This window comes from Streptomyces sp. NPDC016851 (genome assembly GCF_055562795.1).
This window is the reverse complement of record NZ_JBVHEP010000024.1, coordinates 23,642-42,713: the sequence shown is the minus strand read 5'-3', so window position 1 is coordinate 42,713 and position 19,072 is coordinate 23,642. Positions and strand designations below refer to the sequence as shown.

Annotated in this window: 20 protein-coding genes; 11 read left to right on the top strand and 9 right to left on the bottom strand. The window is 71.4% G+C overall.

Annotated elements, in window-relative coordinates; all coding sequences use genetic code 11:
- Together ACZ3I3_RS31600 and ACZ3I3_RS31595 are read left to right on the top strand one after the other, a co-directional pair.
- The gene (locus ACZ3I3_RS31600; protein ID WP_467370776.1) at positions 1 to 1,203 is read left to right on the top strand and encodes an acetylornithine transaminase; all 1,203 of its coding nucleotides are present in this window, start codon (positions 1 to 3) and stop codon (positions 1,201 to 1,203) included.
- A 7-nt stretch (positions 1,204 to 1,210) separates the two neighbouring features.
- Positions 1,211 to 1,756, top strand: a complete 546-nt coding sequence (locus ACZ3I3_RS31595) for an arginine repressor (RefSeq protein WP_059422875.1) — start codon at positions 1,211 to 1,213, stop codon at positions 1,754 to 1,756.
- Between the two features lie 97 nt (positions 1,757 to 1,853).
- Here ACZ3I3_RS31595 and ACZ3I3_RS31590 read toward each other — a convergent pair whose 3' ends face one another.
- The 6 genes from ACZ3I3_RS31590 to ACZ3I3_RS31565 form a co-directional block, all read right to left on the bottom strand.
- A complete protein-coding gene (locus ACZ3I3_RS31590) occupies positions 1,854 to 2,657 on the bottom strand; it encodes an FAD:protein FMN transferase (RefSeq protein WP_467370643.1) in 804 nt (267 codons plus the stop codon).
- Complete coding sequence (locus ACZ3I3_RS31585; protein ID WP_467370641.1) at positions 2,650 to 3,738, bottom strand: FMN-binding protein; 1,089 nt, start codon at positions 3,736 to 3,738, stop codon at positions 2,650 to 2,652. The genes ACZ3I3_RS31590 and ACZ3I3_RS31585 overlap by 8 nt, the downstream gene beginning before the upstream one ends.
- 40 nt (positions 3,739 to 3,778) lie before the next feature.
- Complete coding sequence (locus ACZ3I3_RS31580) at positions 3,779 to 5,161, bottom strand: ferredoxin reductase family protein (RefSeq protein ID WP_467370639.1); 1,383 nt, start codon at positions 5,159 to 5,161, stop codon at positions 3,779 to 3,781.
- Between the two features lie 136 nt (positions 5,162 to 5,297).
- A complete protein-coding gene (locus ACZ3I3_RS31575) occupies positions 5,298 to 5,996 on the bottom strand; it encodes a L,D-transpeptidase family protein (protein ID WP_467370638.1) in 699 nt (232 codons plus the stop codon).
- Between the two features lie 3 nt (positions 5,997 to 5,999).
- Complete coding sequence (locus ACZ3I3_RS31570) at positions 6,000 to 6,587, bottom strand: pyridoxamine 5'-phosphate oxidase family protein (RefSeq protein WP_467370636.1); 588 nt, start codon at positions 6,585 to 6,587, stop codon at positions 6,000 to 6,002.
- Between the two features lie 117 nt (positions 6,588 to 6,704).
- On the bottom strand, positions 6,705 to 7,658 hold the full coding sequence (locus ACZ3I3_RS31565) for a hypothetical protein (RefSeq protein ID WP_467370635.1): 954 nt from the start codon (positions 7,656 to 7,658) through the stop codon (positions 6,705 to 6,707).
- Between the two features lie 218 nt (positions 7,659 to 7,876).
- On the opposite strand from ACZ3I3_RS31565, the gene ACZ3I3_RS31560 reads away from it, so the two are divergent.
- From ACZ3I3_RS31560 to ACZ3I3_RS31540, 5 genes are all read left to right on the top strand, one after another.
- The gene (locus ACZ3I3_RS31560) at positions 7,877 to 9,073 is read left to right on the top strand and encodes an argininosuccinate synthase (protein WP_467370633.1); all 1,197 of its coding nucleotides are present in this window, start codon (positions 7,877 to 7,879) and stop codon (positions 9,071 to 9,073) included.
- 70 nt (positions 9,074 to 9,143) lie between these two features.
- Positions 9,144 to 10,577, top strand: a complete 1,434-nt coding sequence (gene argH, locus ACZ3I3_RS31555; protein WP_467370632.1) for an argininosuccinate lyase — start codon at positions 9,144 to 9,146, stop codon at positions 10,575 to 10,577.
- Between the two features lie 137 nt (positions 10,578 to 10,714).
- Positions 10,715 to 11,686 carry an aldo/keto reductase gene (locus ACZ3I3_RS31550; protein WP_467370631.1) on the top strand — a complete coding sequence of 324 codons (972 nt, stop codon included), beginning with the start codon at positions 10,715 to 10,717 and terminating at the stop codon, positions 11,684 to 11,686.
- Between the two features lie 82 nt (positions 11,687 to 11,768).
- On the top strand, positions 11,769 to 12,320 hold the full coding sequence (locus tag ACZ3I3_RS31545) for a TetR/AcrR family transcriptional regulator (protein WP_381039583.1): 552 nt from the start codon (positions 11,769 to 11,771) through the stop codon (positions 12,318 to 12,320).
- The gene (locus ACZ3I3_RS31540) at positions 12,317 to 13,840 is read left to right on the top strand and encodes an MFS transporter (protein WP_467370629.1); all 1,524 of its coding nucleotides are present in this window, start codon (positions 12,317 to 12,319) and stop codon (positions 13,838 to 13,840) included. The genes ACZ3I3_RS31545 and ACZ3I3_RS31540 overlap by 4 nt, the downstream gene beginning before the upstream one ends.
- Before the next feature lie 106 nt (positions 13,841 to 13,946).
- Here the strand turns inward: ACZ3I3_RS31540 and ACZ3I3_RS31535 are convergent, their stop codons facing one another.
- Positions 13,947 to 14,621 carry a lysophospholipid acyltransferase family protein gene (locus ACZ3I3_RS31535; protein WP_020269491.1) on the bottom strand — a complete coding sequence of 225 codons (675 nt, stop codon included), beginning with the start codon at positions 14,619 to 14,621 and terminating at the stop codon, positions 13,947 to 13,949.
- A 414-nt stretch (positions 14,622 to 15,035) separates the two neighbouring features.
- Here ACZ3I3_RS31535 and ACZ3I3_RS31530 point away from each other — a divergent pair, with 414 nt between their 5' ends.
- From ACZ3I3_RS31530 to ACZ3I3_RS31520, 3 genes are all read left to right on the top strand, one after another.
- The gene (locus tag ACZ3I3_RS31530) at positions 15,036 to 16,217 is read left to right on the top strand and encodes a glycerophosphodiester phosphodiesterase (RefSeq protein WP_467370628.1); all 1,182 of its coding nucleotides are present in this window, start codon (positions 15,036 to 15,038) and stop codon (positions 16,215 to 16,217) included.
- A gap of 88 nt (positions 16,218 to 16,305) precedes the next feature.
- Positions 16,306 to 16,800: an RNA polymerase sigma factor gene (locus ACZ3I3_RS31525; protein WP_467370626.1), complete on the top strand. Its 495-nt coding sequence runs from the start codon at positions 16,306 to 16,308 to the stop codon at positions 16,798 to 16,800.
- Positions 16,801 to 16,857: 57 nt separating this feature from the next.
- Entirely contained in the window at positions 16,858 to 17,355 is a 498-nt protein-coding gene (locus ACZ3I3_RS31520) for a GNAT family N-acetyltransferase (protein WP_467370775.1), read from the top strand.
- Positions 17,356 to 17,421: 66 nt separating this feature from the next.
- Here ACZ3I3_RS31520 and ACZ3I3_RS31515 read toward each other — a convergent pair whose 3' ends face one another.
- Positions 17,422 to 17,853 (bottom strand): hypothetical protein, encoded by a 432-nt coding sequence (locus tag ACZ3I3_RS31515; RefSeq protein WP_467370625.1) that lies wholly within the window; start codon positions 17,851 to 17,853, stop codon positions 17,422 to 17,424.
- Positions 17,834 to 18,193, bottom strand: coding sequence for a hypothetical protein (locus ACZ3I3_RS31510; RefSeq protein ID WP_356925610.1), 360 nt, complete (start codon positions 18,191 to 18,193; stop codon positions 17,834 to 17,836). Before ACZ3I3_RS31510 ends, ACZ3I3_RS31515 begins: the two co-directional genes overlap by 20 nt.
- A 69-nt stretch (positions 18,194 to 18,262) precedes the next feature.
- On the opposite strand from ACZ3I3_RS31510, the gene ACZ3I3_RS31505 reads away from it, so the two are divergent.
- The gene (locus ACZ3I3_RS31505) at positions 18,263 to 18,913 is read left to right on the top strand and encodes an HAD family hydrolase (RefSeq protein ID WP_467370623.1); all 651 of its coding nucleotides are present in this window, start codon (positions 18,263 to 18,265) and stop codon (positions 18,911 to 18,913) included.
- Positions 18,914 to 19,072: the final 159 nt, after the last annotated feature.

The window sequence follows — 19,072 nt, the reverse complement described above, 5'->3', positions numbered from 1 at the left end:
GTGGGGAATCAGGAACTGACCGCGCGGTGGCAGAACGCGCTCATGAACAACTACGGCACCCCGAGGCTCCCGCTCGTCCGCGGTGAGGGCAGCAAGCTGTGGGACGCCGACGGCAAGCAGTACCTGGACTTCGTCGGCGGCATCGCGGTCAACGCGCTCGGCCACGCCCACCCGGCCGTCGTCGAGGCCGTGAGCCGGCAGATCGCCTCCCTCGGACATGTCTCCAACCTGTTCGTCGCCGAGCCGCCCGTCGCGCTCGCCGAACGGCTGCTCCAGCTCTTCGGCCGCGACGGCAAGGTCTACTTCTGCAACTCCGGCGCCGAGGCCAACGAGGGCGCCTTCAAGATCGGCCGGCTCACCGGGCGGACCCACATGGTCGCGACCCAGGGCGGCTTCCACGGCCGCACCATGGGCGCCCTCGCGCTCACCGGCCAGCCCGGCAAGCGGGAACCCTTCCTGCCCATGCCCGGCGACGTCACCCATGTCCCGTACGGCGACGCGCAGGCGCTGGCCGCCGCGGTGACGGACGAGACGGCCCTGGTCGTCATCGAGCCGGTCCAGGGCGAGAACGGGGTCGTGGTCCCGCCCGCCGGCTACCTCAAGGCCGCCCGGGCCATCACCGCCGCCACCGGCGCGCTGCTCGTCCTCGACGAGGTGCAGACCGGCGTCGGCCGGACCGGGCACTGGTTCGAGTACCAGGCCCACGAGGGTGTGCTGCCCGACGTCGTCACCCTCGCCAAGGGTCTCGGCGGCGGACTGCCGCTCGGCGCGACCGTCGCCTTCGGACGCGCCGCCGAACTGCTGCAGCCCGGCCACCACGGCACGACCTTCGGCGGCAACCCCGTCGCCTGCGCCGCCGGGCTCGCCGTCCTCGACACCATCGAGAACGAGGGGTTGCTGCAGAACGTCAAGCGGCAGAGCGAGAAGTTGCGGGACGGGATCGAGGGCCTCGGCCACGAGTTGATCGATTTCGTCCGGGGCGCGGGTCTCCTCCTGGGTATCGTGCTCACCGAGCCGCTCGCGCCCCAGGTGCAGCAGGCGGCTCAGGACGCCGGCCTCCTGGTGAACGCGCCCGCTCCCGATGTCGTACGGCTCATGCCGCCGCTGAACATCGGTGACGACGAGGTGGACGCCTTCCTCCGGGCGCTGCCCGGCGTCCTCGACGCAAGCGCAGCCGACGGGGACGGACGATCCGGGGAATGAGACGACGATGAGCCAGGCGCAGGACCACGAGCAGCCGGGGGCGAACGGGCCCGCCGTGCCGCAGACCCGCACCGCACGCCACCGCCGGATCGTGGACATCCTCAACCGGCAGCCCGTGCGGTCGCAGAGCCAGCTGGCGAAGCTGCTCGCCGACGACGGGCTGAGCGTCACGCAGGCGACGCTCTCCCGGGACCTGGACGAGCTGAACGCGGTGAAGATCCGCAACTCCGACGGCGACCTGATCTACGCGGTGCCGAGCGAGGGCGGTTTCCGCACGCCGCGCGCCCCGCTGGGCGGGTCGGCGAAGGAGGAGCGGATGCGGCGGCTCTCGCAGGAGCTGCTGATCTCCGCGGAGGCCTCGGCGAACCTCGTGGTCCTGCGGACTCCTCCGGGGGCCGCGCAGTTCCTGGCGTCGGCCATCGACCAGGCCGAGCTGCACGACATTCTGGGGACGATCGCCGGTGACGACACGTTGCTGTTGATCAGCCGGAACCCTGACGGGGGGCAGGCGCTGGCGGATCACTTGCTGAGGCTGGCGCAGAACGGGCACTGAGCACGCCGTGGGGGGTGCCGGTGGTGGTCGTGTGCGGGTGCGCTGTGGCTGGTCGCGCAGTTCCCCGCGCCCCTGGGGCATCCGCCCCAGCCGCCACTCACCCCAGCCGCGCCGCCAACCCCCCAGTACAGCGCACCTCATCGCCGGCGGTAATCAACAGCGCCTCGACCCCCGGCAGCGACTCCAGCCACGCCAGCCCCTCCCGCGACCCCATCGCGAACGCCGCCGTGGCCCAGCAGTCCGCCCATGTCAGCCGAGGCCCCACCACCGTCACGGCGACCAGGTCGGTCACGGCCGAACGCCCGGTCCGCGGGTCGACGATGTGCGCCCCCCGCTCCGCGGTCCCGGACGTGGCCACGGCCAGTTCGTCCACCCCCGCCGCGGAGATCACCGCCGCGAGACCCCCCGGCCGCAGGGGATCAGAAATCCCGACCCGCCACGGCCGCTGCGCCCCCGGAACCCCGAGCAACTGCACATCACCGCCGCCGTTGACGCTCACCCCGCTCACCCCGGGCACCGTCGCCAGCCGCCGCGCCGCCCGCTCGACCGCCCAGCCCTTCACGATGCCGGTCGGATCGAGGCGGCCCCCGTACGACGTGCTGAACCAGCCGTCGCTCAGCCGCTCCGCCTCGGCCGCCAGCTCCAGAACCTCGGCGACCTCGGGATCACACTCCTCGACCGTCAGCCGGCCGCGTTGCAGCCGGGAGATCTGGCTGTCCTCGCGATAGGTGCTGAACACCTCGTCCACCCGGTGCAGCCCGGCGACGGCCTCGTCCACCGCCGCGCGCACGACGCCGGGTTCCCCGCCGCGGACGTCGAAGGAGAAGACGGTCCCCATCGTCTCCTCCGCATGACGTACCGCGGCGGGAGCCTGTGCGGAGTCGGCCACCGTGTCAGCCACCGGCCTGGTCCAGCGCCGACTGGAGGGACTGCTTGTAGCCCGCGCTGGTGTAGGTGGCTCCGGAGACGGCGTCGATCTGGGCGTTTCCGGCCGCGACGGCCGCCTGGTTGAGGCGGGGGACGGAGGAGGAGGTGATCTGGTCGCTGCGTCCGCCCTTGGGGGCCTGGACGGCTTCGGCCTTGGTGATCTTGCCGCCGGCGACGGTGATCCGGACCTGGACCGGGCCGTACTGGGTCTGCGCCACGCTGCCGGTGAGGGTCTGCGTCTGGGCCTGACCGCCCCCGGAGCCGGCGCCCTGGGACGAACCGCCCCCGGAGCCGGCGGCCTGGGACGAGCCGCCCCCTGCCGGGGCCTTGTCCAGGGCGGACTGGAGGGACTTCTTGTAGCCCGCGCTGGTGTAGGTGGCGCCCGAGACCGCGTCGATCTCCGCGCTCCCCGTCGCGACGGCCGCCTGGTTGAGGCGGGGCACGGAGCTGGCGGTGATCTGGTCGCTGCGTCCGCCCTTGGGGGCCTGGACGGCTTCGGCCTTGGTGATCTTGCCGCCGGCGACGGTGATCCGGACCTGGACCGGGCCGTACTGCGTCTGCGCCACATCGCCCGTCAGGGTCTGCGCGTTGCCCGAGCCCTGCGCGCCGCCGGCCGAGGCCTTGGCCTTGTCGAGGGCGGACTGGAGGGACTTCTTGTAGCCGGCGCTGGTGTACGTCGCCCCGGACACGGCGTCGATGTCCGCGCTCCCCGTCGCGACGGCCGCCTGGTTGAGGCGGGGCACGGAGCTGGCGGTGATCTGGTCGCTGCGTCCGCCCTTGGGGGCCTGCACCGCCTCGGCCTGGGTGATCTTGCCGCCGTTCATGGTCAGGCGTACCTGCACCGGGCCGTACTGCGTCTGCACCGCGTCACCGGTGACCGCGCCGTTCACGCCGCCCTGCGGGGCCTGCCCGGCGGCCGCGGGTGGCAGCTGACCGCCCGCGGCCTGGGCGGAGCCCGGGTCGGAGGCCGGCTTCAGTGACAGCAGCAGCACGATCCCGGAGACGGTGGCTGCGCCGGCGAGCACGGCACGCCGGACGGGGTGAGACTTCCTCATCGTTTCTCAAGCTCCTGAAGGGCCGTTGATGTCCCGTCGCTCACATCTCGAACGACTCGTGATGGATACGGCGTGCGGGGACTCCCGCGCCGCGCAGTGCCTCGTACACCGACTGCGCGAAGCCGGGCGGCCCGCACATGAAGACGTCGTGGTCGCCGATGTCCGGGATCTTCCGCTGGAGTGACTCGGCGGAGATGTCGGGGCGTTCCCCGTCGGGGCTGTTGACCGCGTACATCAACCGCGCCCCGCGTTCGTCGGCGATCTTGGCGAGTTCGCCCCACAGGGCCAGGTCCTGGGTGCTGTTGGCCCGGTAGAGCAGCGTGATGTCCCCGGACGCGCCCGGCAGGGTCTCGAACAGGGCCCGCATCGGGGTGATGCCGACACCGCCCGCGACCAGGAGCACCTTGCCGCGGCTGCGGCGCTGCGCGGTCATCGCACCGTACGGGCCCTCCGCCCACACCTTGGTGCCGGGCGTGAGCTCGCGCAGCCGGGAGGTGTGGTCACCGATCGCCTTGACGGTGATCCGCAGCATGTCCGGGCGGGGCGCCGCCGACAGCGAGTACGGGTGCGAACTGAAGCGCATGCCGGGCGCCTTGAACCGCCAGCGGAAGAACTGGCCCGCCTCCGCGCCCATCCGGTGCAGCTTGCGCCCGCCGATCAGCACGGACACGATGCCCGGGGTCTCCTCGATGACCGCCTCGACCCGCATGCGGTGCCGCAGGTTCAGCCGGATCGGGGTGAGGATCCGGAACCACAGGACGAGCGCCGTCACCGCGCCGTACAGCCCGTACCAGAAGGTCTTCGCGGCGGGCTCGACGGCGAACTCGTTGCCGGTCGTGATCTGGTGCCAGAACGTCATGTAGACGGCCGCGTAGGTGAGCAGGTGCACGTGGTACCAGGTGTCGTACCCGATCAGACGGCGGACGCCGCCGATCGAGAGGATCCCGATGACGAACAGCAGGCCCGTGCCGATGGCGGCCTTGCCCATGTCCGGCAGCTGGTTGATGGAGTCGATCGTCTGCTGGACGATGTCGCCGAGCCCCTTGCCCGCCTGGAGGGCGTAGCCCCACATGGTGAGGAAGACGTGGGCGAGGACCAGGCAGAGCGTGTAGCGGCCGGTCATGGCGTGCCAGCGGGCGACCCGGTCGGTGCCCACCCGCCGCTCCAGCGCGGGCACCCGGGCCATCTGGAGCACCACCAGCGCCATGAGGTAGCCGGCGAGCAGGCCGGTGATCCGGCCCGCGGCCAGGATCTTGGCCGAGGTGTCCGCGAGGGACGCTGTGTTGTCCCACCACAGCCACAGCACGGCCGCCGCACCGGCCCACAGGGCGATCAGCAGCGGTACGGCCGGGGAGCGGCGCGGGCGGATGCGGCGCATCGTCTGGCGGCGGGCGGCACGGCCGCCTGCGAGCGTGGTGGTCACGGTTCCTCCGTGGGGACTTGACCCTTGGCCCACAGATACGTGCCGGGACGCGGGAGTGTTCAGCCGTGCACCGAGTCGCGTGCTTGCGGGCGTGACCGGCGGTAACCCGAACAGGTTCCCCGGCGGCCTCCCGGCCCTAGTAGCGGGTCACGGCGGTGGTCCCGGTCGCCGTCCCGACGGCGATGTGAGGGCGCCTCGCCGGGTCGGCCCAGCGGAGGATCGTCCGCATGGCGCGCTTCGGCACGGACACGCAACCGGCCGTCGCCCCGCGCCCGTTGACATGGAGGAAGATGCCCGCGCCGCGTCCCCGCACGGGACGCTCGTAGTTGAAGCCGATGACGAGCGCGTGCGCGTACCGCTCGCCGTAGGTGATCAGCTGCTCGGACTCGGCGGCCCGGCAGTCGGCCGCGCGGGGCTCGGTCCAGCGGTTGTAGGAGCGGGAGTCGTTGTCCTGGCACCACCAGGAGTCCCGGTGCACCCGGCGGTAGGTGTACGCCGTCCCGCGCGGCGCCGCCTCGATGCCGAAGGCGTACGGCAGGCCGTACAGCCCCGTGGGTGTCGTGTTCGTGCCCTGCGTGCGGGAGGCGCCCTCCACCAGCCCGTTCGCTCCGAAGCGCGCGGGCGCCGAACCCGCGCGCACCCACCGCCCGTCCTCGCGGTCCCACCAGGTGACCGTGCCCGTCGTCGAGGCCGTCCGCGGGGCCACCGCGGTGATCAGCTGGGTGCCGCCGCCCGTGTCGGCCATCCGGGCCGGCAGCGGGCGCGAGGGGGCGGGCGGCCCGGCGCCGAGCACGACGAGACAGGAGACGGCGAGGGCGACGGCACCGGGGCGCATGCCTCAGACCGTAGAGGGCGGCAGCGGCAACGGCAGCCCGGGCAGTCCGTCCAGGCTGGTCGCGATGTGCTCCTTCTTGGTGAAGTAGGCGCTGAGCGAGGCGTCGTCCTCACGGGCGAAACGCTTGCCGTGCAGGTCGCGTTCCGCCTCGTACGCCATGAAGGGCACGGCGTAGCCGCAGGTGTCGCGGATGAGTTCCGCCGTGACGACGATGATCGCGCGCAGCCCGTGCTGGGTCGGGTCGATGTCCGGGAAGTGGCCGAGCAGCTCCCCGAAACGGGGGTCGTCCCGGAAGACCGGCTCCCCGCGGCCGTGCACCCGGACGATGTTCGGCGGGCCCTGGAAGGCGCACCACATCAGGGTGATCCGCCCGTTCTCCCGCAGATGGGCGATGGTCTCGGCGTTGGAGCCGGCGAAGTCGAGGTAGGCGACGGTGTGGTCGTCGAGCACCACGAACGAGCCCTTGAGGCCCTTGGGGGAGAGGTTGACCGTGCCGTCGGCGGACAGGGGAGCGGTGGCGGTGAAGAAGACCGGCTGCGCCTCGATGAACGAGCGGAGCCGGCCTTCTATGCGCTCATGAGTTTTTCCCATGCCGCCGATTATGACGCAGGTCTTTCGACTGCCTAAAAAATGGCCCGTCCAAGGAATTGCGGGACCCGTGGCCGCCCCGGCCGGCGCTCACGCGGGGCGGCCACGGCGCCTGTCAGCTCACTTGGTGAGCGTGCAGGCGGCCAGGGAGTCCAGGCCGGCCGGCTTCTCGGCCGTGCGGCCGATGGCCGTGGCGATGCGGTTGACGGTGGAGATCCGCTTGTCCTCCAGCGGGCCGAGGATGGCGTTCTGGACGAAGTTCGGGCCGCCCTGGCCGACGGTGTCGACGAGACGCTTGTTGGCCTCCGCGACCTGGGTGTCCAGCAGCGCCAGGTTGCGGTCGACCTCGGCCTTGGCGGAGGCCGGGACCGCCGGCAGCTGGGAGGCGACGTCCGGGCAGCTGATCGTGCCGGCACCGGCGTTGCCCGCCTCGCCCGCACCCGCGTCCTCGCCGGCACCCGCGTCCTGGCCGGCACCCGCCTCCTCTCCGGCGCCCGCACCGGCCTCCGCGCCCGCGCCCGCCTCGGCACCGGCTCCTGCCTCGGCGCCCGCACCGGCCTCGGCGCCCGCACCGGCTTCCTCACCGGCGCCCGCCTCGCCACCCGCCGCCTCGCCCGCTCCGGCGCCGTCGGCGTTGAGCTGGCAGGCGGCGAAGGCCTCCAGCCCCTCCGGCTTCTCGGCGGCACGCCCGATGGCGGTCTCGATGCGGTTCAGGGCGGCGACGCGCTTGTCCTCCAGCGGGCCGAGGATGGCGTTCTGGACGAAGTTGGGCCCGCCCTGGCCGACGGTGTCGACGAGGCGCTTGTTGGCCTCCGCGATCTGCTTCTGCAGATCGCCGAGATTGCGGTCGACCTCCGCCTGCGCCGAGGCGGGGACGGCCGGCAGCTGGCCGGTGACGTCCGGGCACGTGATGGTGCCGGGACCCGCCAGCGTCCGGGCGTTCGTCGCGCCGCTGTCCGGCGTCTCCCCGGCGAGGGCGAAGCCGGCGATCACCGTGCCGGACAGTGCCACCGCGGCGGCGCCGCCGATGAAGCCGACGCGACGCTTGTTGTACTTCGGAAGAGCCCTGGACATGCGGATGCCTCACTAGGGGTCGGGGGTGTCGTCGGTGTCAAAACGCGGCGCCTGCGTTCGGCGAGAGGTACGAGTAAGCGGTTTCGCGCGTTCAAAGGATCTTCAAAGTCATCTCGGCATGGCCGGAATCAGCCGCTCGATACGGGGTGCATTGACGAATCATGCGGAGGTCTGCATAATCATGCAGGTCAGTGATCGCAGGATGAGGGGAAGAACCCGTGACCGAGCGCGTCGTACTCGCCTACTCCGGCGGTCTTGACACCTCCGTCGCCATCGGCTGGATCGCCGAGGAGACGGGCGCCGAGGTCATCGCGGTCGCGGTGGACGTCGGGCAGGGCGGCGAGGACCTGGACGTCATCCGCAAGCGCGCCCTCGCGTGCGGCGCGGTGGAGGCCGAAGTGGCCGACGCCCGGGACGAGTTCGCCGAGGAGTACTGCCTCCCGGCGATCAAGGCCAACGCCCTCTACATGGACCGCTACCCGCTGGTCTCCGCCCTGTCCCGGCCGGTGATCGTCCAGCACCTCGTCGCAGCCGCCCGCACGCACGGCGCCACCACCGTCGCCCACGGCTGCACCGGCAAGGGCAACGACCAGGTCCGCTTCGAGGCGGGCATCGCCGCCCTCGCCCCCGACCTGAAGTGCATCGCCCCGGTCCGCGACTACGCCATGACCCGCGACAAGGCCATCGCCTTCTGCGAGGACAAGGGCCTGCCGATCGCGACCACCAAGAAGTCCCCGTACTCCATCGACCAGAACGTTTTCGGCCGCGCCATCGAGACCGGCTTCCTCGAGGACATCTGGAACGCGCCGATCGAGGACATCTACGAGTACACGCAGAACCCGGCCGTCGCCCGCGAGCCCGACGAGGTGGTCATCTCCTTCAAGGAGGGCGCCCCCGTCGCCATCGACGGCAGGCCCGTCACCGTGCTCCAGGCCGTCCAGCAGCTCAACGAGCGCGCCGGAGCCCAGGGCATCGGCCGGATCGACATGGTCGAGGACCGCCTCGTCGGCATCAAGTCGCGTGAGGTGTACGAGGCTCCGGGCGCGATCGCCCTGATCACCGCCCACCAGGAGCTGGAGAACGTCACCGTCGAGCGCGAACTCGCCCGCTACAAGCGGGGCGTCGAACAGCGCTGGAGCGAGCTGGTCTACGACGGCCTGTGGTTCTCCCCGCTCAAGCGCGCTCTCGACGGCTTCGTCAACGAGGCGAACCAGTACGTCACCGGCGACATCCGGATGACCCTGCACGGCGGCCGCGCGGTCGTCACCGGCCGGCGCTCCGAGCAGTCGCTGTACGACTTCGACCTCGCCACCTACGACACGGGCGACACCTTCGACCAGTCCGCCGCCAAGGGATTCATCGACATCTACAGCCTGTCGTCGAAGATCGCGGCACAGCGTCAGCTGCGGGCGTAGCAGGACGGGAACCAGGCGTGGGCATATAAAGGTCCGCGTCACATCCAAAACCTCTCTAGGAGCAACGCAAGTGAGCAGCAACAGCGGTGACGTACGGCTCTGGGGCGGCCGTTTCGCCGACGGTCCCGCCGAGGCCCTGGCCAAGCTGTCCGCGTCCGTCCACTTCGACTGGCGGCTCGCGCCGTACGACATCGCCGGTTCGCGTGCGCACGCGCGCGTGCTCCACAAGGCGGGGCTGCTCACCGAGGACGAGCTGACCCGGATGATCGCCGGGCTCGACCAGCTGGAGGCGGACGTCGCCGACGGCTCCTTCGTGGGCACCATCGCCGACGAGGACGTGCACACCGCCCTGGAGCGCGGCCTGCTGGAGCGGCTCGGCCCCGACCTCGGCGGCAAGCTGCGCGCGGGCCGCTCCCGCAACGACCAGGTCGCCACCCTGTTCCGCATGTACCTGCGCGACCACGCCCGTGTCATCGGCGGCCTGATCGCCGAGCTCCAGGACGCGCTGATCGGCCTCGCCGAGGCCCACCCGGACGTGGCGATGCCCGGCCGCACGCACCTCCAGCACGCCCAGCCGGTCCTGTTCGCGCACCACGTCCTGGCCCACGTGCAGTCCCTGTCCCGGGACGCGGAGCGGCTGCGCCAGTGGGACGCGCGCACGGCGGTGTCGCCCTACGGCTCGGGTGCGCTGGCGGGCTCCTCCCTGGGCCTGGACCCGGAGGCGGTCGCGAAGGACCTCGGCTTCGAGCACGGCAGCTCCGGCAACTCCATCGACGGCACGGCGTCGCGCGACTTCGTCGCCGAGTTCGCGTTCATCACGGCGATGATCGGCGTCAACCTCTCCCGGATCGCCGAGGAGGTCATCCTCTGGAACACGAAGGAGTTCTCCTTCGTGACCCTGCACGACGCGTTCTCGACGGGCTCGTCGATCATGCCGCAGAAGAAGAACCCGGACATCGCCGAGCTGGCCCGCGGCAAGTCCGGCCGCCTGATCGGCAACCTGACGGGCCTGCTGGCCACGCTCAAGGCCCTCCCGCTCGCGTACAACCGCGACCTCCAGGAGGACAAGGAGCCGGTGTTCGACTCCATCGACCAGCTGGAGATCCTGCTCCCGGCCTTCACCGGCATGATGGCCACGCTCACGGTCCACCGCGAGCGCATGGAGGAACTGGCCCCCGCCGGCTTCTCCCTCGCCACGGACATCGCCGAGTGGCTGGTCAAGCAGGGCGTCCCGTTCCGCGTCGCCCACGAGGTGGCCGGCGAGTGCGTGAAGGTCGCCGAGGGCGAGGGCAAGGAACTGGACGAGCTGACGGACGAGCAGTTCGCCAAGATCTCCTCCCACCTCACCCCGGAGGTCCGCTCGGTCCTGAACGTCCCGGGCGCCCTGGCCTCCCGCAACGGCAGGGGCGGCACGGCCCCGAGCGCGGTGGCGATCCAGCTGGCAGAGGTCAAGGCCGATGTGGCGGCTCAGCACTCCTGGGCGACGGCACGGCAAGGATCCTGAGGGGCGCGGGGAACTGCGCGACAAGCCACAGACTCCCCGCACTCGCCGAAGACACAGCAGGCCCCGAGCTCTGAGGCGAAGGTCATCCCGAGGGTTACGTTGGTCGAAAGCCACAGCCGACCGAACGGAGCCCCCGGATGCCCTTCGCCCGCCTGGCCCATGCGACAACCCCCACCTGCCACATCGGCCTCGGCCTCGCCGCCGTCGGACGCCCCGGCTACATCAACCTCGGCCGAGACGAAGACCTCGGAGACGACCGCAGCGTCGAGACGCTGCGCAACCGCACACACGAACTCCTGGACGCCGCCTACGCACAGGGCGTCCGCTATTTCGACGCCGCCCGCTCCTACGGCCGCTCGGAAGAGTTCCTCGCCGACTGGCTGAACGCGAGGCCCGGCCTCGACGACATCGTCGTCGGCAGCAAGTGGGGCTACACCTACACCGCCGACTGGTCCACCGACGCCGAGACGCACGAGGTCAAGGACCACACGCTCGCCACCTACGAACGGCAGCGCGCCGAGAGCGACGCCCTGCTCGGCGACCGGCTCGACCTCTACCAGATCCACTCGGTGACCCCGGACAGCCCGGCCCTCACCGACAAGGAACTGCACGCGAAGCTCGCGGAGGCCGCCGCCCAGGGACTCACCATCGGCTTCTCCACCAGCGGCCCCGCCCAGGCGGAGGCCATCCGCGCCGCCCTCGCCGTGACCGTCGACGGCGAACCCCTCTTCCGTACCGTCCAGTCGACGTACAACGCGCTGGAGACCTCCGCCGCGCCCGCCCTCGCCGAGGCCCACGACGCCGGACTCACCGTGATCGTCAAGGAGGCCATGGCCAACGGCCGGCTCGCCGGGCCGCAGGCGCCGGACGTCCTCCGGCAGATCGCCGAGGAGACCGGGCTGGGCTGCGACGCCGTCGCCCTGGCGGTGGTCCTGCGGCAGCCCTGGGCCGGAGTCGTCCTCTCCGGCGCGGCCACCGCCAACCAGCTCGCCTCCAACCTGCACGCGGCGGTCGTCGACCTCGACGACGACCAGCTGACCCGCCTGGCCACGCTGGCCGAGGCACCGCAGGCCTACTGGGAGCGGCGCGGGCAGCTGCCCTGGCACTGATACCCACACTCCCGAGCGACAGCCGTGAGTCACGCATGCCCAGCATGAGACATTGATGTCTCATATGGGGTACGGTTGTCTCATGGCTGTCGATCCTGACCACGTGCTGCGCAGCGCCGCGGCGCTGCTGACCCACAAAGCCACCGCGACCATGGACGAGGTCGCCAAGGCCGCCGGGATCAGCCGCGCCACGCTGCACCGCCACTTCGCCGGGCGGGACGCCCTCGTCCGAGCGCTGGAGTCGCTGGGCATCGCCGAGTGCGAGGCCGCGCTGGACGCCGCCCGGCTCGACGAGGGCACGGCGAGCGAGGCCGTGCGCCGACTGGTCGGGGCCATCGAGCCCGCCGCCGGACTGCTCGGGTTCCTCTACACCGAGAACCAGCTCTTCGAGGGCGAGGAGCAGAACCCCGGCTGGACCCTGATCGACGACCGGATCTCCGCCCTGTTCCGGCGCGGCCAGCTCAGCGGCGAGTTCCGCATCGACCTCACGCCGGCCTGGCTCACCGAGGCGCTCTACGGCCTGCTGGCCTCCGGCGCCTGGATGGTGCAGAGCGGCAAGGGCGCCCCCAAGGACTTCCAGCACATGATCGTCGAGCTGCTGCTCGGCGGCGCACTCCGGAGAGAGGAATCATGACCAGCACCCTGCAGCCGGCCGAGACGGCCGAGGCGGTGAAGCGCCCGGGCCGCTGGCTCGCGCTCGGCGTACTCGTCCTCGCCGTGCTGCTGGTGGCCGTCGACGCGACCGTCCTCGGTCTCGCGACCCCCTACATCAGCGAGGACCTGAAGCCCTCCGGCACGCAGCTGCTGTGGATCGGCGACGTGTACTCGTTCGTCATCGCGGGTCTGCTCGTCTCCATGGGCAGCCTCGGCGACCGCATCGGCCGCAAGCGGATCCTGCTCGTCGGGGCCACGGCGTTCGGCGCGATATCCGTGCTCAACGCCTACGCCACGACACCCGAGATGATGATCGTGGCGCGGGCGCTGCTCGGCGTCGCCGGCGCGACCCTGATGCCGGCCACGCTCGCCCTGATCCGCAATCTCTTCCACGACCCGCGCGAACGCAGTCTCGCCGTCGGCATCTGGGGCGCCACCGCCTCCGCCGGTACGGCCGTCGGGCCGATCGTCGGCGGGTTCCTGCTGGAGCACTTCTGGTGGGGCTCGGTCTTCCTGATCAACCTGCCCGTGATGGCCGTCCTGGTCCTCGTCGGCATCAAGCTGCTGCCCGAGTCGCGCACGGCGAACCCCGGTCCCTGGGACCTGGTCAGTGTCGTGCTCTCGCTGGTCGGCATGGTCGGTGTGGTGTACGCGGTCAAGGAGGCCGCCGCACACGGCTTCGCGTGGAGCACCCTGGCCGCGGGCCTGCTGGGTGCCGCCGCCCTCTACGGCTTCGTGCGCCGCCAGCTCACGCTTCCGGCCCCGCTGCTGGACATGCGGCTGTTCCGCCACCGCGGCTTCAGCGGTGCGGTGCTGGCTGACCTGCTGACCATCCTGGGCCTGTCCGGGCTGGTGTTCTTCCTCTCCCAGTACCTGCAACTCGTCCAGGGCAGGCGCCCGTTCGAGGCGGGCCTGGCGGAGCTGCCCGCCGCGGTCGGCGCGGTGGTGGCCGGTCTGCTCGCGGGACGTGCGGCCCGGCGCTACTCGGTGCGGGCCGTCGTCTCCGGGGGGCTCGCGGCGATCGGCCTCGCCCTGGCCGCGCTCACGGTGATCGACCAGTCCACCGGCTACCCGTTGCTCGGGGCCGCGCTGCTGGTGGTCGGTGTCGGAGCCGGTTTCTCGTTCACCGTGACCGCCGACGTGATCCTCTCCAGCGTGCCCAAGGAGCAGGCGGGTTCGGCGTCCGCCGTGTCCGAGACGGCGTACGAACTCGGCGCGGCCCTCGGCATCGCCGTGCTCGGCTCGATCGTGACCGGCGTCTACAGCGACTTCACCGGCCCGGCGGGCACACCGGCCGCGGCCCACGAGTCACTGGGGGGCGCCGTCGAGGCGGCCGGGAGCATGCCCGCCCACACCTCCGCCGTGATGCTGGACGCGGCCCGCACGTCCTTCGTGGACGGCTTGGCGCTGGCGGCGGGGGCAGGCGCGGCGGTACTGCTCGCCGCGGCGGTGGCGGCATGGTTCATGCTGCGCGGCCAACGGCTCGACAGCCGGCCTTGAGGGGCGCGGGGCCGTACCTGCGAAGCCTGCGGGGATGTACCTGTGAAGCCCTGTGGGGCTGTACCAGTGAAGCCCTGCGGGGCCGTACCTGAGAGGCCGAACGGCGCTACGCGGCCTCTTTGGCCTTGCTCGCGTACATGTCCACGTACTCCTGCCCGGACAGCCGCATGACCTCGCTCATCACCGAGTCGGTCACAGCGCGCAGCACGTACCGGTCCCGGTCCATCCCCTCGTAGCGGGAGAACTCCATCGCCTCACCGAACCGGACCGTGACCTTCCCCGGCCGCGGCAGCCCCGCCCCGCCCGGCTGAAGCCGGTCCGTGCCGATCATCGCGAACGGCACCACCGGGGCCCCGGTCATCAGCGTGAGCCGGGCGATCCCGGTACGCCCCCGGTACAGCCGGCCGTCGGGCGAGCGCGTGCCCTCCGGGTAGATACCGAAGACCTTGCCCTCCTCCAGCACCCGGCGCCCGGTCATCAGCGCGGCGACCCCGCCCCGGCCACCGTCACGGTCCACGGGGATCATGCCGACGCCGGTGAAGAACCAGGCCATCAGCCGGCCCTTGAAGCCCTTCCCGGTCACGTACTCGTCCTTGCCGATGAAGAAGACCTGACGGTCGCAGACCAGCGGCAGGATCATCGAGTCGATGAACGTCAGGTGGTTGCCGGCCAGGATGACCGGACCGTCGCCGGGAATGTGCTCCGCACCTTCCACCTGAGGGCGGAACATCAGGCGCATGATCGGGCCGAGCACTGCCTTGATGAGCGCGAAGCGGGACAACGGACCCTCCGGTGTCAAGGATTCTGTATGAGTCTGTGCAGGTGAGGACGATACTCGCGGCGCGGGGGATCGCGCACATCGGGCACGGCGACTTAACCGAGGTCTTACGTCCTGTTGACGCGTGTTTACCTGCGGTGACGCGCCGGGGACGATGCGTGACCCGACCGTCTCGTGTGACGGACGTCGCTCCGCGGGCGTATCGGACGCGTTCCCAGAACCGCGGCACCGAATCGCCGGGACGCCACGGACCCGACGCGCCGCCCACATGCCGCCGACGAGCCGTCAGTTCGCCGCCCCCACCAGCCACTACGACATCCGTCGTCACCCGCGTGTTCCGCCCGGCGTCTCCCACTCGTCATGTACGCGCCCGTACGATCGGCCCGCACGGACGAGCTCACGGCAGGGAGGGCGCTCATGGGAACGCAGAGGCCGAACGAGGAAGCGAGCGGGACCGGACGGCGGGCCCTGCTCGGCGCGGCGGTCCTCGGTGCCGGGGGAGCGGTCCTCGGCATGACCGGCACGGCGAGAGCCGACAGCACCCGGGCCGGCGGGGGACAGGGCGGGAGCGGCGGGCTGAAGAGCCTGCCCAAGCCGACGATCGTCGGCCACCGCGGGGCCAGCGGCTACCGCCCGGAGCACACCTTCGGCTCGTACCAGCTGGCCCTCGACCTGGGCGCCGACATCGTCGAGGCGGGCGACCTGGTGCCGACGAAGGACGGTCACCTCGTCTGCCGTCACGAGCCGGAGATCGGCGGCACCACGGACGTCGCCGACCACCCGGAGTTCGCCGACCGCAAGAAGACCAAGGTCCTCGACGGCGCGTCCACCACCGGCTGGTTCACCGAGGACTTCACGCTCGCCGAGCTGAAGACCCTGCGGGCGATCGAGCGCATCCCGGCCAACCGCCCGCACAACACCCTCTACAACGGCCGCTGGGAGATCCCCACCTTCGAAGAGGTCCTGAAGTGGCAGGACGAGCAGACCCGCGCACGCGGCAAGCAGGTGTGGATCTACCCCGAGCTCAAGCACCCCACGTACTTCCGCAAGCAGGGCCTCCCCCTGGAGGAGCGGGTCGCCAAGCTGCTGCGCAAGCACCGCAAGGACCGGCGCACCTCCCCGGTCATCATCCAGTCCTTCGAGCCGACCAGCATCGAGCGCCTCAACAAGCTCGTCGACAACCCCCTGGTCGTCCTGCTGTCCTCGGCGGACAGCCGCCCCTGGGACTTCGTCGAGACGGGCGACCCGCGCACCGTCGCCGACCTGGTCAAGCCGGCCGGCCTGCGGGAGATCGCCTCCTACGCGCAGGGCATCGGCCCGACCCTGGACCTGGTCATCCCGCGCGACGCCAAGGGCAACCTCACCCAGCCGACGACACTCGTCCGGGACGCCCACAAGGTGGGTCTGATCCTGCACCCCTGGACGCTGCGCAACGAGAACCCCTTCCTGCCCGCGAACTTCCGCAAGGGCACGGACGCGGACGCCTACGGTGACGTCTTCGGCGCGTACAAGGCGTACTTCGCGACCGGTATCGACGGCGTCTTCACCGACCAGCCCGACACGGGCGTGCTGGCCCGCGAGGACTTCGTCGGCGACTGAGCGTCAACCTCTGAGTTCACACCCCTCGGTCGGGTGAGCTTCGGCCGCCCGGGCAACCCACGGCCCGGGCGGTCGCGTCGCTCCGCATATGACGCCCGACCTGGTCTCCGCCCTGCGCCCGCTGCTCACCGCCGAGGCCTCCGCGGAGGCATATGCCGCCGGAGTCGACGAGGGCGACCTGGAGCAGGCGGTCTGGCTCCGTCTGCTGGAGCGCCTCGACGCCGAGGGCCCGCCGCTCGACCCGCAGGAGTGGCTCCGCCGGGCCGTCCGCTCGGAAGTGCGCCGCACCCGCCGTACCGGCCGCCTCGAACGGCCGTACGTCGTCGAACCGGTCGACGACGGCGACGACGGACCCGAACAGCTCGCCCTCGCCGCGGCCCGTGGCCGTGCCCTGCGCGCGGCCGTACGCCGCCTCCCGGGCCGCTGCCCCCGCCTGATGGAGGCCCTGCTCTCTCCCGAAGACCTGACATACCGGGAAATCGCAGGGGAGTTGGGTATCTCACAGGGGAGTCTTGGCCCGGAACGTTCCAGATGCCTGGGATGTCTGCGGAGATTACTCACGCCGGAGGTTGCGGCCCGCTGAGGACGGGGATAGGAGTGAGGAACGACAGGTGATCAGATGAGCGGGAGGCGTGCGCACATGGGCATGAGCGTGACCATCTCTGCGGCGACCGAGCAGGACGCGGAGCAGATCTTCAGGCTGCAGTACCTGTGTTTCCAGTCGGAGGCGGCGCTGTACGGGAACTACCGCATCGACCCGCTCGTCCAAACCCTCGACTCGGTCCGCGAGGAGGTCGCCCGCGACTGCGTCTTCGTGGCCCGGCTCGGCGACGAGGTCGTCGGCTCGGTGCGCGGCTCGGTCACCGAGGACGGCGCCGCCGCGATCGGCAAGCTCTGCGTCCACCCCCGCCTCCAGGGGCACGGCATCGGCGCCCGCCTGCTCCGAGCGGCCGAAGCGGCCCTCGCCGACCAGCACGGCGCCACCCGCTTCCGCCTCCACACCGGCCACCGCAGCGAGGGACACCTCCGCCTCTACCGCAAGGTCGGCTACGAAACGGTGGGCACGTCCCAGGGCGCGGACGGCGTACCGATGATCGTCCTGGAGAAGCCGGTCAGTACCTACGCGGCGACGGCTTAGTGATGCCCTAAGGGGCGCGGGGAACTGCGCGACCAGCCACATACGGCCCGCACACGCCCACGCCCCTCAGCCCGCGTCCCCCTGCCGCGCACGCGACCGCCGCAGCCAGTAGATCGCCGACACCGGCAACAGAACCGGGATGAACAGATACCCCATCCCGAAGTCCGACCACACGGTCGCGTCCGGAAACGCCGACGGCTCGACCAGCGTCCACGTCCCCACCGTCAGCACACCCACCAACTCCGCGACACAACACACAAGCGCAACCCGCCGGGCCGTCTCCCCACCCCGCACCAGCGAGTACGTGATGAACCCGTACACGACACCCGCCACCGCCGACAGCGAGTACGCGAGCGGCGCCCGGTCGAACTCCGTCGCGATCTGATACGCGGACCGCGACACCGCGCCCACGACCATCACGCCGTACAGCCACACCAGCAGCGTGCCGGGCCCACTGGTCAGCCGCCGCCGGCTCACCTCAGCCTCCCCAGATGTCATAGAGCCGCACCTCCAGCACAGCCAGCACCACACCGCCGGCCGCGACCGTCACCGAACCCCACCGGGTGCGCTCGGCCAGCGACATGAACCCCGCCGCCGGGACACACGCGAAGGCCCCGAGCAGGTACGCCACGAAGATCGTCGTGCCCTGCTCCGGCTTCTCGCCCTGCGCCAGCAGCACGATCCCCACCACCAGCTGGACCAGCGTCAGCAGGGTGACCACGGCCATCCCGATGAAGTGCCAGTCCTTCGTCGGCTGGTCACGGTAGGCGGCCCAGCCGCACCAGGCGGCGAGCAGCAGCGCGGCGACACCGGTCACCAGCGTCAGGGCATCAAGCATGCTGCGACCTTATTACGGCCGAAAAGGCCCGGTGCCTGCGGCCCTGGCCTGCACCGTAGGGTCGAGGGCATGAAGATCCACGCGCACGCCCTGCTGTTCGACAACGACGGAACCCTGGTCTCCTCCCTCGCCTCGGTGGACCGCTGCTGGACGCGGTGGGCCACGGAGTACGGGATCACGGCCGAGGAGTTCGCCCGGGTCGAGCTGCACGGCCGGCCGGCCGCCGAGATAGCCGCCGACCTGCTGCCCGCCGACGTGGTGCCGCAAGCCGTCGCGCGGATCGAGGACCTCGAGGTGGAGGACGTGCCGGCCGGCGGGGTGCACCTGCTGCCGGGGACCCGCGCCTTCCTCGACGCCCTGCCCGCCGAGCGCTGGGCCGTCGTCACCTCCGCCACCCGGCGGCTGGCCGAGGCCCGGCTCGACGCCGTCGGCATCCTGCCCAAGACGCTCGTCGCCGCCGACGACGTCACCCACGGCAAGCCCGACCCCGAGCCCTATCTGCTCGCCGCCCGCACCCTCGGCGTCGACCCCGCCCGGTGTGTCGTCTTCGAGGACGCCCCCGCGGGCCTGACGGCCGGCCGCGCCGCCGGCATGACCACCGTGGCGTTGACCACAACCCACCAGGCCCACGAGCTCCAGGCCGACCTGGTGGTCGAGAACCTCTCCGCCCTGTCCGCACTGGTCACCGAGCAGGGTGTCGAGATCTCCCTGCGCGGCTGACGGACGACGGCGGATCCCGGCCCCTGTCCACCGCTGTCCAGCATCCGGACAGCGGCGGCCGGTCAGGACCGTACGCGTGTTTTACTGACGGCATGACCACGACGAGCGACCGCATCCCCGCGACCGAGGCGACCATGACGCCCGGTGCTCGTTGTATGT

Excerpts from the sequence above, each read along its gene's own strand:
- ACZ3I3_RS31595 (WP_059422875.1), top strand. The coding sequence starts at position 1,211 with ATGAGCCAGGCGCAGGACCACGAGCAGCCGGGGGCGAACGGGCCCGCC.
- ACZ3I3_RS31585 (WP_467370641.1), bottom strand. The coding sequence starts at position 3,738 with ATGAGGAAGTCTCACCCCGTCCGGCGTGCCGTGCTCGCCGGCGCAGCC.
- ACZ3I3_RS31575 (WP_467370638.1), bottom strand. The coding sequence starts at position 5,996 with ATGCGCCCCGGTGCCGTCGCCCTCGCCGTCTCCTGTCTCGTCGTGCTC.
- ACZ3I3_RS31570 (WP_467370636.1), bottom strand. The coding sequence starts at position 6,587 with ATGGGAAAAACTCATGAGCGCATAGAAGGCCGGCTCCGCTCGTTCATC.
- ACZ3I3_RS31565 (WP_467370635.1), bottom strand. The coding sequence starts at position 7,658 with ATGTCCAGGGCTCTTCCGAAGTACAACAAGCGTCGCGTCGGCTTCATC.
- ACZ3I3_RS31550 (WP_467370631.1), top strand. The coding sequence starts at position 10,715 with ATGCCCTTCGCCCGCCTGGCCCATGCGACAACCCCCACCTGCCACATC.
- ACZ3I3_RS31545 (WP_381039583.1), top strand. The coding sequence starts at position 11,769 with ATGGCTGTCGATCCTGACCACGTGCTGCGCAGCGCCGCGGCGCTGCTG.
- ACZ3I3_RS31540 (WP_467370629.1), top strand. The coding sequence starts at position 12,317 with ATGACCAGCACCCTGCAGCCGGCCGAGACGGCCGAGGCGGTGAAGCGC.
- ACZ3I3_RS31530 (WP_467370628.1), top strand. The coding sequence starts at position 15,036 with ATGGGAACGCAGAGGCCGAACGAGGAAGCGAGCGGGACCGGACGGCGG.
- ACZ3I3_RS31525 (WP_467370626.1), top strand. The coding sequence starts at position 16,306 with ATGACGCCCGACCTGGTCTCCGCCCTGCGCCCGCTGCTCACCGCCGAG.
- ACZ3I3_RS31520 (WP_467370775.1), top strand. The coding sequence starts at position 16,858 with ATGGGCATGAGCGTGACCATCTCTGCGGCGACCGAGCAGGACGCGGAG.
- ACZ3I3_RS31515 (WP_467370625.1), bottom strand. The coding sequence starts at position 17,853 with ATGACATCTGGGGAGGCTGAGGTGAGCCGGCGGCGGCTGACCAGTGGG.
- ACZ3I3_RS31510 (WP_356925610.1), bottom strand. The coding sequence starts at position 18,193 with ATGCTTGATGCCCTGACGCTGGTGACCGGTGTCGCCGCGCTGCTGCTC.
- ACZ3I3_RS31505 (WP_467370623.1), top strand. The coding sequence starts at position 18,263 with ATGAAGATCCACGCGCACGCCCTGCTGTTCGACAACGACGGAACCCTG.